Genomic DNA, 12,977 nt, shown 5'->3' with positions numbered 1-12,977 from the left:
TTTTATTAAGGATACAGACATGCCTGCAACCTCTAAAACGTTGATTTTAACTGCTGCTGGCGTTGTAGTGTTGGGGGGCGGGGGATATTTAGGTGCGCAGGCGGTAGTGGGTAATGAGGTTGAAAAGGCGCTTACCCAAAGCTTTGCGCAGATGGATGACTCGCTTTCCTGGTACGCAAGGGATGTGACGATTGATAAAACCCTGTTCAAAACAACGGTGACCGCAACGATCGGCATGGTAGGTGTTGAAAATGCCAACGCGCAGGTAAACCTGCTGGTCGATCATGGCGTTATTAAAAGCCCGATCACGGGTACGATTCATCCAAATGAACAGTTTGTGATGGGTGATATCGATGTTGACTTGGTGGCCACCCGCAGTTCGATAAACGGCCAACTTACGGCTAGTTCTTTAAGTACGGTTGATGTCGACAGCACGCTCCATGATCTGGTGGTAGATTTAAATCGTGAAGATCTCAATGCCTGGAATGTTGAAGGGCAGGCGCGTGAAATCCTGGTTAATAATGAAAGCGATTCGGTGCGAATAATATCGCCTCGCGCTACGATGCATACACAAGGTGACGAGAACCGTGTGATGCAGCAGTATTTGGCAATACCCAGAGTCGAGTTTTTGGCGCAGGGTGTCAGTGTCTACATGGAGGATATCGAGCTTGAGGGAGAGTCTGAATCCGTGGGTGATACGTCAATTGTTAATTCAGGTGCTTCTTTCAAAGTCGCCGATATGGGTACAGACGACACATCCATAGGCAGTGTTTCGCTTGAGATGATGGCCAATAATTGGGATGTACAGGCCTTTCAGACGTTGCAAGAAGCCTATGCGCCGCTGGAAGCAATGCGCTTAGAGTACGAAGAAAGCGGCGAGCGGGGTGACGAGCAAGAAAAGCGTGAACTGCTAACCCAGGCCATTGAGAGCGGCTACGATGTACTGATTGCCAATCCGTCGATTGCCTTCCAGCCTTTGGAAGCACATGTTGTGCTGCCGATGATGGGTATCGACTTCAAGCCGCGCCTCACGGCCGATATAAGCTTTGATGGCGCCGATCTTTCTAAACCTGCCTTGTACAGCGCGCTTTGGGATGAAGAGCTGCCGCAGCCTGAGCTGTTGCAGGCCTCAGATGACGTGATGAGCGAAGCCGACGCACTGACGTATCTTGCCAATCGAGTGAGTCTGGATGTCAGCCTGACAACGCCTCCTGATCTCGTTATCGGCATGATTCCAATGCCGTTTGCAGGCTTGTTAGACCCGACGAGTGATATGCAGCACGTCGTGTGGAAAGACGGCACGTTAACGGTTAATGGTCAGCCTGTGATGTAACACGCTTGAAAGGTGCGGAGATTATGAATGACATTATCTTCGCACCTAATCATCTCAAGAACTTCTGGAAAGATTGCTTTTCAAAAATAGCTCTTCAAAAATAGCTCTTCTACGTATTTAGGCGAGTTCGGGCGTTGGAGCGTCCCTAAACGTCACCTGTAAATCACTCACCAGCATTTCAACGTTGCGTAGTGCTTGAGCAGTAGACGCGGCCAGCACTTCGCCACCTATTTCCTGCCCCTCAATGGCAATGTAATGCAGCCGGGTAATACCCATAAACTCAAACGCTGAGGCCAGATTTGGCTCCAGATGGTTCATGTGCGCCATTGCTTCGCCGGGTGCCATATCCACGCCGCCTCTGGCGGTGAGAATGACGGCATGCCGCTCTCGGTCGGTGAGCTTGGCGATGTAAGGATCGTCCGGTTGGGTCTTGTCAATATCGACCGTTCGCCCTGGCCTAATTACCTGATCGACCCATGCTTTGAGGCTTGCGGGCATGCCGAAGTTGTAGAGCGGCGTGCCAATGACCACGATATCCGAAGCAATCAACTCATCAACCAGCTGGTCGCTTTCGACTAGTGCATCCCTCATCCAGGGTTCTCGTTGCTCTTCAGATGTGAAAGTAGATGCAATCCAGTCGTGATTAACGATGGATGGTGGGCGTTGGCCTATATCTCGATAGGTGATCACGTCTTGCGGGCGGCGTAATTGCCACTGACTGACGAATCGGTGGGACAGATGGCGACTATGCGAGCCGTGGTGGTCAACGCCTGCAATGCCGGGGCGGGCGCTCGCATCTATATGTAGGACATGTGGCATGTTGTGTCTCCAATTGTGAGCTGAATTCATCTATTCTTAATCGTAGATGCAGCTTATGCCGTGCTTATAAGCTTCAACAAACGATCATTTCTTGCCGCTATAGATGAGTAAAATTCACTTATGAGTCATCGCCCATTACCTTCACTTTCGGCGCTTCGATCTTTCGAGGCTGCTGCCCGTCATGAAAGCGCCAAGCAGGCGGCACAGGAGTTGTCGGTGACGGCCACCGCCATTAGTCATCAAATCCGGGGGCTTGAAAGGGCGTTGGGAGTGTCTCTCTTTGTTCGAAAGCCTCGTCAGTTGGTACTGACACCCCAGGGTCACGAGCTGTTTCAAGTGCTGGAGACCGCGTTTGATAGCATCAGCAATGTTGTTGGGCGGCTGAACGCTGCGCAGGTTCGTCATCCCGTAACGCTCTCAACTACACCGGCGGTGGCGATGCGCTGGTTGCTTCCCTGGGTGTGTATGCTGCGCGATGCTCATCCCGATATTGATCTGCGCGTTCATGTCTCTCATGAGCCGGTAGCATTGGATGCGGCAACAACCGATATTGCGATTCGCTATGGCGATGGACGCTGGCCAGGGCTAGTGGCAGAGAAGCTGTTTGAGAACACTTTTGCACCCGTTTGCAGCCCACGCCTTGGCTTGAGCGATGTAGCTCAGCTGCCTTCACATTCACTGATCCACTTCTCGGCTCAGGGGGAAGTATCTACTCGACTTGATTGGGCTTTTTGGCAGAAACGGGCGAGGGTCGCGGGGCTTAACGTCAAAGCCGGGCTAGTGTTTTCTGACGAAACTCACGCTATTTCTGCTGCCGTCGGTGAGCAGGGAGTGGCGCTGATGAGCCGACAACTTATTAAGGATGAATTGCAGGATGGGCGGCTGGTACAGCCATTCGGCCCGGAATTAGAAGGCAAACCGTTTTTCCTGGTCTATCCAGAAAGCCGCCAGCACGATCCGACGATTCTGGCTGTCCGGGATTGGGTGATGGCGGTGCCGGGTATGCTGACGAGAGTGTCGAAAGATATATAAAACCCCTTTTATACAGTTATCTTTTTGTTCGTGGGTAATCCCCCATTTTTAGAGGGCTTCAAAAGTAGAGTTCAAGCCACCATGGCCAGTCTCTGTTGAGGAGTAATGCCTTCGAGGGCCATGTTGGGCCGTTCGTTATGGTAGGTCCATAGCCACTGCGTTGCATATTCCTGAACTTCCTCAATGGAGTGGAATAGATAGTGGGCCAGCCAGTCGTAGCGCACAGTTCGGTTGTAGCGCTCGATATACACATTCTGCTGCGGGTTGCCCAGCTGGATAAAGACCAAGGTAATGCTCCGCTTCTCAGCCCAGGCAGCCAGCACGGCACTGATGTATTCTGGCCCGTTGTCACAGCGAATCTGGGTAGGTTTTCCACGCCACTCGATGATCTGATCCAATGCTCGCATTACCCGCTCAGAGGGTAAAGACAGATCCACTTCAATGCCCAGACCTTCCCGATTGTAATCATCGATCACGTTGAACAGCCGGTAACTACGTCCATCTTCTAGCTGGTCATGCATGAAATCCATGGACCAACTGGCGTTGATCACCGTGGGCACCACCAGAGGTTCGGGCTTTTCACGTACCAGCCGCTTGCGGGGCTTGATACGCATATTCAGCTTCAGCTCCCGATAAATTCGGTAAACGCGTTTGTGGTTCCAGGGATAGCTTTTCACGTTGCGCAGATACAGAAAGCATACGCCAAAGCCCAAGTTGCGCTGGTGCTGAGTCAACCGCACAAGCAGGTCGGCAATCTCGGTGTTTTCACTGCTGAGCTTGGCCTGGTAGCGATAGCAGGATTCGCTGACGCTGAAGGTAACGCAGGCCACGCGAATGCTACAACGGGCCTTCGCAACCGCTTTGTATGCCATCTCATGACGGATAGATGGCTTTACCACTTTCCCTCCAGGGATTCCTTGCACAGCTCGGACTTGAGACGCTCTTCTGAATACATCTTTTTAAGCCGCCGATTTTCATCTTCGAGCTCTTTCATACGCTTGATCATGGAGGTATCCATGCCGCCGAATTTGGCTCGCTACTTGTAAAAGCTAGCACTGCTCATGCCGTATTCACGGCAGAGCTCAGGAACAGGTAGGCCGCTCTCGGCTTGCTTTAGAATTGCCATGATTTGTCTGTCAGAAACACGTGATTTTTTCATGCAGAATCTACCTGTGTTTAGCTCACGGAAAATTCTAATCTTGAGCACCCTGTTTTTTCGGAAAGATTACCCGTTGACAAGCACCGTTTGTTTAAAACAGAAAAATAAAAATGGATATAAAAGACTACGTATTCACTTGGTTATACTAAAGTATATTCCTTTTTTATCAATGCTTTACTAGATTATATTGATATATAAAAGTCATTGTATTGAATACGTAGTCTTTTTATTTTAGAACTGTTGATGTTGAGCGGTAAAGGGTAAAAGGTTTTACAGCGCAGCTGAGCATTTAAAAATCTGTCGCAAAAAACAATCACAATAGGAGCTAAATAAATGCATCACGTCTATCTTACGCCGCAAAAAGTGTCGGTAATGGCTGGGGCTATTGCCATAGCCATGGCTACCACTGCAACTGCGCAAGCTGAGCGCTCAATTGATGTCAGTTTGCCTCTTGGACCTGATTCCCAGCAGGGGGTGGGGGTCTTGAAATTTGGTGAAGAATTAGAACGTCTCTCAGAAGGGCGCTTGACCATTGAACCGCACTACAACAATGCGCTGGGTGCTGAACGGGAAGTGGTTGAGGGAATGGGCTTCGGCATTATTGATGCGGGTATTACTTCAACAGGCCCGATGGGTGGCTTTGTTGACCAATTCCTGTTGTTTGATCTGCCGTATATTTTTGAAAATAACGCCCATGCTTATGCGTTTTTGGATAGTGAATACGGTGAAGAGCTGGCGACACTCGCTGAAGAACAAATGAACGTTAAGTTCTTAGCCTGGATGGAAAATGGCTTTCGCCATAACACAAACTCCGTGCGTGCCCTTAACACGCCTGAAGACCTTGATGGAATTAATCACCGTACCCAAGAGAGCCGGGTACAGGTAGATACCTGGGAGGCATTAGGCGCTAACGCGACACCAATGGCATGGACAGAGGTCTACACCGCACTTCAGCAGGGGGTCATGGATAGCCAAGAGAACCCTCTGGCGACTATTTATGATGTCAACTTTTACGAAGTACAGGACTACCTAAATCTAACGCAGCACGTCTACTCACCTGCACCCCTGATGATGGGGTTAGACTTATTCAATTCGTTTAGCGAAGAAGATCAAACAATCATTCTTGAGGCCGCGCACATTGCTTTGCCTTTTCAGCGTGAAGCAAGTCAGGAACTTGAACAGCGCTATAAAGTTCAGCTTGAAGAACTTGGAATGACGGTCACCGAGCCTGATCTTGCACCTTTCCGCGAGGCTGTACGTCCGGTGATTGAACAATGGTCACCGACCGTAGGTGAAGACCTCGTTGAAGCGGCTCTGAATTTCGAATACTGATCCTCTGACAACACGCGGGGGATCTCCCCCGCACTTTCATCAATGGTGGGGCTGCTATGAAGTCTTTGCTAATACAGGTCAATAAAGCCATCGATCAATTTAATCGCGTGGTGGGGTGGGGCTTAGCATTTTTATTACTGACGATGACCGTACTGATTTTTTGGCAAGTGTTTGCTCGGTTTGTAGTGGGTAAACCGTTATTTTTCTCTGATGAAATAGCTCGCTTTGCAATGATTTGGTTAACCTTTATTGGTGCCGGATACGCCTACCGCAAAGGCACTTTGATTTCGGTTGATATCCTTCTGGAATATGCAAACGTGCGTTTTGCTTACGTATTGAGAGTGGCCGTTGTGCTTTGTTCGGCGCTATTTGCACTGATCATTGTGAAGTATGGATTTGATCTTGTGGGGCGTGTCTCTAATCAGACGGCCCCAAGTACACGCGTATCGATGATGTGGCCCTACATGGCGGTGCCTTTAGGGGGAATCGTGATTCTGGTTAACAGTGTTGCTCTGCTCATAGATGAAATCTTAGGCAAAGAGCATCTCAAACAGGCGGAGCATCAACCGCCGGAGGTCAGCTAATTATGGCGCTTCTGTTGTTCCTCCTCTTACTCGGCTTGTTTCTTGTTGGCGTACCCATTGCCTTTTCACTGGGGTTAGCATCGGCCATCACCGTTTGGCATGGCGATTTAATGCCCATGCTAATCGTTACTCAGCAACTGATTGGCTCCGTAAACTCGTTTCCTTTAATGGCGATTCCGTTTTTTATTCTGGCGGGGTTTCTCATGCAGCATGGCGGCATTTCCGAGCGATTGGTTAATTTTTCCAACACGCTAGTAGGCGGTATGACAGGGGGGTTGGCAATGGTCGCCATTGTCACGTCGTTGTTCTTTGCGGCTATTTCTGGCTCAGGAGCGGCAACCACTGCGGCGATTGGCTCTATATTAATTCCTGCGATGATTGCAAAAGGCTATCCCGGAAGTTACGCAGCCTCCAACCAAGCCGCCTCTGGTGCATTGGGCGTCATTATCCCACCCAGCATTCCGCTAATTCTGTACGCTATTGCCGCGAATGTGTCGGTAGGCGATATGTTTATTGCGGGCATACTGCCAGGCATCCTGGTTGCCATTTCATTGTTAGTTTTTGCCTATGTGTTTGCGCGTAAAAACGGTATTGGCGGCAACCAAAAAAGTACTGTTAAGGAAATGCTACAGGCCGCCCGAAAAGCATTATTAGCGATTCTGATGCCCGTGATAATTTTGGGAGGTATTTATGGGGGTATCACAACGCCAACTGAAGCGGCCGTTATCGCAGTTGCCTATTCATTTATTGTGGGTTTCATGGTTTACCGCGAAATCAAACTGCGAGATTTGGTACGTATTTTACAAGACTCGGCCGTTACCTCTGCAATTGTGTTGAGCATTATCGCCGCTGCAGGGTTGTACGGACGTATTCTTCAGAGCTTACGTGTACCCACTATGGTGTCAGATTTTGTACTAACAACCATTGAGAGCCCTTTAGCTTTTATTATTATGGCCAATGTGTTGCTACTGTTTGTCGGCATGTTTATCGAGGCCGCGGCGGCAATTCTTATTTTTGTGCCGATACTGTTACCTATTGCGATTAGCTTCGGCTTCGACCCTGTTCATTTCGGCATCATCATGGTGGTAAACCTGGCAATGGGTATGTTCACACCGCCTGTCGGGCTGAATCTCTTCGTTGCCTCGCAAATCTCCAAAATCGGTGTCGCTAGATTGACGTGGGCGATCCTGCCATTCGTAGCCATTGTACTCGTCAATGTGCTGATTATTAGTTTGATACCTGCACTATCAACGTGGTTACCGTCACTTTGATACCCCATTACTACTTCAACTAACAAGGAAAACAATCATGTCAGTTATCGAAAGTCTCATTCCGCGTCAGGGGCTAAAGGTGCTCGTTACGGCAGGCGCTAACGGGATTGGTTTAGCGATTGCCCAGGCTTTTAAAGAAGCTGGCGCTTTGGTGCATGTTTGCGATGTAGACGAAGCGGCACTCATGTCATTACCCAAGGGGATTACCTATACGTTAGGAGATGTAAGTAACGCGAAGGATATTGATCGACTTTTTGAAGACGTGAAGCAGTTGGGAGGGCTCGATGTCGTCGTCAACAACGCCGGGATAGCCGGACCAACCGCCAGCGTTGAGGAAATTAGCGAAGAGGAGTGGACGCACACTATCGATATCAACCTGAACGGACAATATCGTATCGCTCACCATTCAGCGGTATTGCTTCGCGAAAGCCAGGGCCTAATGATTAATCTGGCCTCAGTGGCAGGTCGTTTGGGGTTTGCCTATCGAACGCCCTACGCGGCAAGCAAGTGGGCTGTTGTCGGCTTAACCAAAAGCCTTGCCTGCGAGTTAGGTCCAGATGGCGTACGGGTAAACGCTATTTTACCCGGCATTGTACGTGGCCCACGGATAGAGAAAGTCATTGAAGATCGAGCGGCTAAGCGTGGCATCACCTATGAAGCAATGGAGCAAGAAAACCTAGCCAAGATTTCCATGCGAAAAATGGTGGAGCCTACGGACATAGCGGCGATGGCACTATTTTTATCCGCCCCAGGTGGCTCGAATATTTCCGGGCAGGCGTTAAGCGTGTGCGCCAATGTCGAAACGCTATAAATCAGAGGTTCGATAGTCATGCAACCAGATACACAACGGGTGAATGCTGGCGCAGTGTCTCAAATGAAAATTGGCATAGTTGGGGCTGGGTTAATTGGTCGTGCTTGGGCAATTGTCTTTGCTCGGGCTGGATTTTTAGTGAGTGTTTATGACGTTAATGCCAACGCGCTGGTAAATGCAGGCGATGCTATCCGGCAATCATTAAATGATTTGCAGCAGGCCGAGTTAGTGGCTGATGTTGACCAAATAATGACGCGCATTAGGTTTGATGCAGACTTAACCAGCGCCATGCAGGGCGTTGAGTATGTGCAAGAGTGTGGCCCAGAGAATGTGGAGGGTAAAAAAACTATTTATCGTGAGCTCGAAGCAGTGGTGGCTACCGGTACTGTTTTGGCCAGCTCTACATCCGGCATTGCAGCTTCGCAATTTAGTGAGCGCTTGCAACATCCAGAGCGTTGTTTAGTTGCACATCCCGTCAATCCACCTTACTTAATTCCCCTTGTTGAAATTGTACCAACCCCACAGACATCTGAGGACGTAACGACCACGACATTGCAGCTAATGGAAGCGGCACAGCAAGTGCCTATTTTAGTACGTAAAGAAATCGAAGGTTTTGTGCTCAATCGGTTACAAGGTGCATTACTTAATGAGGCACTACGATTGTTTCGCGATGGGTATGTATCTGCGGAAGATCTCGATAAAACTGTAAAACACGGGCTGGGGCTGCGCTGGTCATTTATGGGGCCGTTTGAAACCATCGATCTCAACGCTCCGGCTGGAATCGAGGATTATGCCAGTCGTTATGGGCCTCTATATCACCAAGTAGACCAGCAGCGCGGGCAAGAAAACCCATGGGATGCATCCACTCTAAAAATAGTGGGTGAAGAGCGACGCGCCTTATTGCCCCGTGCTGAACTAGCGGCTCGTCATGAATGGCGAGATCGTCGGCTGATGTCACTAATAGCGCATCAACGCTTAATGGCTGAAAAAGATAGTAGTTAAACCAAAACAAGGAGACCTAACAATGGCTAACAAGCGTAAAGTAATCATTTCCTGCGCAGTCACTGGTGCAATTCACACACCATCAATGTCACCACATTTACCGGTAACGCCGGATGAAATTGCCGAAGCAAGCATTGCGGCGGCCGAGGCGGGGGCAGCTATTCTGCATCTGCATGCTCGCGACCCGAATAATGGCAAGCCTACTCAAGATCCGGCGGTATTCGAACAGTTTTTACCTAAGATCAAGTCATCAACCAACGCGGTGATTAACTTGACCACGGGAGGAAGCCCACACATGACGGTCGAAGAACGTATGCGGCCTGCCATGGAGTTTCAGCCCGAATTGGCCTCTATGAATATGGGGTCTATGAACTTTGGCTTGTTTCCTATGCTTAATCGCTACTCGTCATTTGAGCATCAATGGGAGCGCGACCATCTAGAGAATAGCCGAGATTTAGTCTTTAAAAATACCTTTGCAGATATTGAAAAGGCCATCACGCTAGGCACCGAAAATGGCACGCGATTTGAGTACGAATGTTACGATATTGGCCACCTGTATAACCTCCGCAATTTACTGGATAGAGGCGTGGTTGGGGGCAAGGTCTTTGTACAAAGCGTATTTGGGATACTGGGTGGTATTGGCCCACACCCCGAGGACGTAATGCATATGCGACGTACTGCGGATCGGCTTTTTGGAGAACATTACGAATGGTCGGTTTTAGGCGCTGGCAGTAGCCAAATGCGAATCGCGGCGCAATCGGCTGCTATCGGCGGGCATGTACGGGTAGGGCTAGAAGATTCGCTATGGCTGGAACCTGGTAAATTAGCAGAAACTAACGCTAAGCAAGTTAAGCGAGTGCGCGAGATTCTGGAGGCGCTCTCGTTTGAAATTGCGACCCCTGATGAAGCACGGGAAATGCTAGAGCTTAAAGGTGCTGATAAGGTTCGTTTCTAAAATAGCTCCCAAAAGCTGACACTAACGGAAGGCCTGGGCGACTGGGCCTTCTCGTTTTTGCTAGGTTGGCTTAAATCCGTTACTTCTCTCGCCTGAATAAGTTGAATCAATGAAAAGAAAATCCATCACTTCACGCGATGTCGCTCACCTAGCCGGGGTGTCGCAATCCGCTGTGAGCCGCAGTTTCTCGCAGGCATCTAGTGTTTCAGAAAAGACGCGTAAAAAAGTGATGGATGCCGCGCGACAGCTGGGGTATCGACCCAATACGATCGCGCGTTCTTTGATTACTCGCTCAAGTCGGACGATCGCCGTAGTCACTTATAGTCTTCAGAATCCGTTTTATGCATATTTACTAGAGAAAGCCTCCCGCTTTTTACAGGAACAGGGTTATCACCTGTTGCTGTTTTTTGCACCAAAAAATGGCGACTTTGACATGGTGGTGGACGACCTGATTCGCAGCCAAGTTGAAGGGGTGCTGATGCTGGCCATTACGCTAAATCAACATCAGGCGAAAGAAGTCGCGGACTTTGGAATTCCCGTCGTCATTATAAATCGTACCGTCGAGTATTCTGGTATTAGTCAAGTTGGGAGCGATAATTATCAAGGCGGTTATTGGGCAGGTCGTTATCTTGCTTCACAAGGATGCCAACGAATTGCTTATTTAGCGGGAATACCCGAATCGACAACCAATCGTCAACGTGAAGAGGGCTTCAAAGCAGGCTTGGCCACAGAAGGCCAAACCTGCTTTGCTTATGATGTAGGGTATTATCGATACGATGAGGCCTGCGATGCGACGCGCCGTTTATTTTCAACTCGAAGACCTGAAACAATGCCGGATGCACTGTTCGCTGCCAATGACTTAATGGCTATTGCCGGTATGGAGACATTACGCGATGAGCTGCATTTATCGGTACCTGAAGGAGTTTCAGTCATAGGCTTTGACGACATGGCAATGTCAGCATGGCCCAGTCATTCTCTCACGACCTTGCAACAGCCGGTCGAACAAATGATTGTCAAGGCAACCGAACTGCTGCTGAACCATATCAGTCATCCCGAGGCCCCACCTGAGCAGATTATTTTGCCGGTGACACCGAAAATTCGCCGAAGCACTCGCCCAGTAGGCAACCCCCCCATTTATAACCGGGGCGATAAGTAGAATCCGTTAAGCGGCCATGGCCATCTTTTGTTTCGGTGTTATTCCGCCCAACGCCATGTTGGGTCGTTCATGGTTATACGTCCAGAGCCAACGCATTGCAAATGCCTGGACGTCACCGAACGAACCGTTCGGTTGTAGCGTTCAATGTAAGCGTTTTGCTGCGGGTTACCGGGCTGGATGTACCTTCATTCAATGTGTTCATGCTTCGCCCAATTGATCAGCTCTTGCTGATGTACTCTGGCCCGTTGTCACAGCGAATGGCGTTGGGCTTCCCTCGCCACTCGATCAATTGGGTTAAGGACCGAATCACGCGCTCTACCGGCAGGGAGAAATCCGCACCAATGATCAGGCCTTCACGGTTGTGATCATCGACCACGTTGAACCGGCGGTACGTTCTACCATCGCACAGCTGGTCATGCATGAAATCCATGGACCAGCAATCATTCAGTGCTTGTGGCACGGCGAGCGGTTCCGGCTTTTCCCGAACAAGGCGCTTCTTCGGCTTGATCCGCAGGTTCAGTTCCAGCTCCCTGTAAATCCGATAGACGCGCTTATGGTTCCAGCCAAAACCCTTCACATTACGTAAATATAGATAACACAGCCCAACCCCCCAGTTACGCTGGTTGTGGGCCAAATGCACCAGCCAGTCGACAATGGCCTCAGCGTGGCCTGGTAGCGATAACAGGTCTCGCTGATGCTAAAGACCCTAAGGTGGAGCCGAGTACTGCATCGGCCTGCTTCAACGGCCTTCTTCGCTATCTCTCGTCGATGAGATGGCTTTACCACTTTCCCTCAAGGGCCTCTTGGCGTAACTCGGATTTGAGTCGCTCCTCGGCGTACATCTTCTTGAGACGACGATTTTCGTCTTCCAGTTCTTTAAGGCGTTTCATCATGGAGGTGTCCATGCCGCCGTATTTGGCGCGCCATTTATAGAAGCTGGCGCTGCTCATGCCGTGTTCCCGGCAAAGCTCCGGAGCCGGCACACCGGACTCGGCCTGCTTAAGAATCGCCATGATCTGGCTGTCAGTGAAACGCGATTTGCGCATGTGGAATCTCCTGTTGATTCAGGTTAAAAATTCCACTTATCTCTGCGATTATTTTTCGGGGGAATTGCCTCCGATCCGCGCATCGAAGCGCTGGTCAACGAAGTGATTGGCAGGGTGGCCGACAAGTGGACGATGATCATCCTCGACGTACTGGCTGAACATGACGTTATGCGCTTCACGCAACTTGCCAAAACGGTCAGCGGCATCAGCCAGAAGATGTTAACGAAAACGCTGCGGGAGATGGAGCGCGAGGGTTTAGTGATTAGAACGGTGTATCCAGCTGTGCCGCCCAAGGGGGAATATCATTTAACAGATCTTGGCCTCGGACTTGGGGCGGCGTTTTGTGGTGTATGGGTGTGGGCTGAGCAAAGCTTGGATACTATTGAACAAGCTCGCATCACCTATGACGAGCGCATCAGCGCCGAAAACTAATTCAAAATGTCACGGTGATTTTCAGCCCAGCCCCCTAAAAACTCA

11 protein-coding genes and 2 pseudogenes are annotated in these 12,977 nt (G+C 49.9%); 10 read left to right on the top strand and 3 right to left on the bottom strand.

Going from position 1 to position 12,977, the window contains the following annotated elements; all coding sequences use genetic code 11:
• The first annotated feature begins 19 nt into the window (after window positions 1-19).
• Complete coding sequence (locus tag ACT3RP_RS09075; protein ID WP_483393659.1) at window positions 20-1,333, top strand: DUF945 family protein; 1,314 nt, start codon at window positions 20-22, stop codon at window positions 1,331-1,333.
• Between the two features lie 117 nt (window positions 1,334-1,450).
• On the opposite strand, the gene ACT3RP_RS09070 is transcribed toward ACT3RP_RS09075, so the two are convergent.
• Window positions 1,451-2,152 carry an FMN-dependent NADH-azoreductase gene (locus tag ACT3RP_RS09070; protein WP_483393658.1) on the bottom strand — a complete coding sequence of 234 codons (702 nt, stop codon included), beginning with the start codon at window positions 2,150-2,152 and terminating at the stop codon, window positions 1,451-1,453.
• Between the two features lie 120 nt (window positions 2,153-2,272).
• Between ACT3RP_RS09070 and ACT3RP_RS09065 the strand changes: the two genes are divergently transcribed.
• On the top strand, window positions 2,273-3,184 hold the full coding sequence (locus tag ACT3RP_RS09065) for a LysR substrate-binding domain-containing protein (RefSeq protein ID WP_483393657.1): 912 nt from the start codon (window positions 2,273-2,275) through the stop codon (window positions 3,182-3,184).
• Window positions 3,185-3,255: 71 nt separating this feature from the next.
• On the opposite strand, the pseudogene ACT3RP_RS09060 reads toward ACT3RP_RS09065, so the two are convergent.
• Window positions 3,256-4,343 (bottom strand): annotated as a pseudogene (locus ACT3RP_RS09060) (IS3 family transposase).
• Between the two features lie 333 nt (window positions 4,344-4,676).
• On the opposite strand from ACT3RP_RS09060, the gene ACT3RP_RS09055 reads away from it, so the two are divergent.
• The 7 genes from ACT3RP_RS09055 to ACT3RP_RS09025 all read left to right on the top strand — a co-directional run bounded on the left by ACT3RP_RS09055 (window position 4,677) and on the right by ACT3RP_RS09025 (window position 11,454).
• A complete protein-coding gene (locus ACT3RP_RS09055; RefSeq protein ID WP_483393656.1) occupies window positions 4,677-5,675 on the top strand; it encodes a TRAP transporter substrate-binding protein in 999 nt (332 codons plus the stop codon).
• A gap of 56 nt (window positions 5,676-5,731) precedes the next feature.
• Window positions 5,732-6,259 (top strand): TRAP transporter small permease, encoded by a 528-nt coding sequence (locus ACT3RP_RS09050; RefSeq protein WP_096280361.1) that lies wholly within the window; start codon window positions 5,732-5,734, stop codon window positions 6,257-6,259.
• 2 nt (window positions 6,260-6,261) lie between these two features.
• Window positions 6,262-7,530 (top strand): TRAP transporter large permease, encoded by a 1,269-nt coding sequence (locus ACT3RP_RS09045; protein ID WP_096280359.1) that lies wholly within the window; start codon window positions 6,262-6,264, stop codon window positions 7,528-7,530.
• Window positions 7,531-7,567: 37 nt separating this feature from the next.
• Window positions 7,568-8,341, top strand: coding sequence for an SDR family oxidoreductase (locus ACT3RP_RS09040; protein ID WP_096280357.1), 774 nt, complete (start codon window positions 7,568-7,570; stop codon window positions 8,339-8,341).
• A gap of 18 nt (window positions 8,342-8,359) precedes the next feature.
• On the top strand, window positions 8,360-9,343 hold the full coding sequence (locus ACT3RP_RS09035; RefSeq protein ID WP_226938653.1) for a 3-hydroxyacyl-CoA dehydrogenase: 984 nt from the start codon (window positions 8,360-8,362) through the stop codon (window positions 9,341-9,343).
• A gap of 22 nt (window positions 9,344-9,365) precedes the next feature.
• Window positions 9,366-10,298, top strand: coding sequence for a 3,5-dioxohexanoate:acetyl-CoA acetone transferase (locus ACT3RP_RS09030; protein WP_096280353.1), 933 nt, complete (start codon window positions 9,366-9,368; stop codon window positions 10,296-10,298).
• Between the two features lie 109 nt (window positions 10,299-10,407).
• Complete coding sequence (locus ACT3RP_RS09025; RefSeq protein WP_096280351.1) at window positions 10,408-11,454, top strand: LacI family DNA-binding transcriptional regulator; 1,047 nt, start codon at window positions 10,408-10,410, stop codon at window positions 11,452-11,454.
• Window positions 11,455-11,460: 6 nt separating this feature from the next.
• Here the strand turns inward: ACT3RP_RS09025 and ACT3RP_RS09020 are convergent.
• Window positions 11,461-12,500: pseudogene (locus tag ACT3RP_RS09020) on the bottom strand (IS3 family transposase).
• A gap of 114 nt (window positions 12,501-12,614) precedes the next feature.
• Between ACT3RP_RS09020 and ACT3RP_RS09015 the strand changes: the two are divergent.
• Window positions 12,615-12,932 carry a winged helix-turn-helix transcriptional regulator gene (locus tag ACT3RP_RS09015; RefSeq protein WP_217990286.1) on the top strand — a complete coding sequence of 106 codons (318 nt, stop codon included), beginning with the start codon at window positions 12,615-12,617 and terminating at the stop codon, window positions 12,930-12,932.
• Window positions 12,933-12,977: the final 45 nt, after the last annotated feature.

The sequence above is a fragment of the Halomonas sp. AOP5-B2-8 genome (genome assembly GCF_052376475.1).
GTDB lineage: Bacteria > Pseudomonadota > Gammaproteobacteria > Pseudomonadales > Halomonadaceae > Vreelandella > Vreelandella casei.
This window is presented reverse-complemented; position numbering and strand designations above follow the sequence as displayed.

Coding starts and splice junctions, on each gene's coding strand:
- ACT3RP_RS09075 (WP_483393659.1), top strand. CDS start 20: ATGCCTGCAACCTCTAAAACGTTGATTTTAACTGCTGCTGGCGTTGTA.
- ACT3RP_RS09035 (WP_226938653.1), top strand. CDS start 8,360: ATGCAACCAGATACACAACGGGTGAATGCTGGCGCAGTGTCTCAAATG.
- ACT3RP_RS09065 (WP_483393657.1), top strand. CDS start 2,273: ATGAGTCATCGCCCATTACCTTCACTTTCGGCGCTTCGATCTTTCGAG.
- ACT3RP_RS09055 (WP_483393656.1), top strand. CDS start 4,677: ATGCATCACGTCTATCTTACGCCGCAAAAAGTGTCGGTAATGGCTGGG.
- ACT3RP_RS09050 (WP_096280361.1), top strand. CDS start 5,732: ATGAAGTCTTTGCTAATACAGGTCAATAAAGCCATCGATCAATTTAAT.
- ACT3RP_RS09070 (WP_483393658.1), bottom strand. CDS start 2,152: ATGCCACATGTCCTACATATAGATGCGAGCGCCCGCCCCGGCATTGCA.
- ACT3RP_RS09025 (WP_096280351.1), top strand. CDS start 10,408: ATGAAAAGAAAATCCATCACTTCACGCGATGTCGCTCACCTAGCCGGG.
- ACT3RP_RS09040 (WP_096280357.1), top strand. CDS start 7,568: ATGTCAGTTATCGAAAGTCTCATTCCGCGTCAGGGGCTAAAGGTGCTC.
- ACT3RP_RS09045 (WP_096280359.1), top strand. CDS start 6,262: ATGGCGCTTCTGTTGTTCCTCCTCTTACTCGGCTTGTTTCTTGTTGGC.
- ACT3RP_RS09030 (WP_096280353.1), top strand. CDS start 9,366: ATGGCTAACAAGCGTAAAGTAATCATTTCCTGCGCAGTCACTGGTGCA.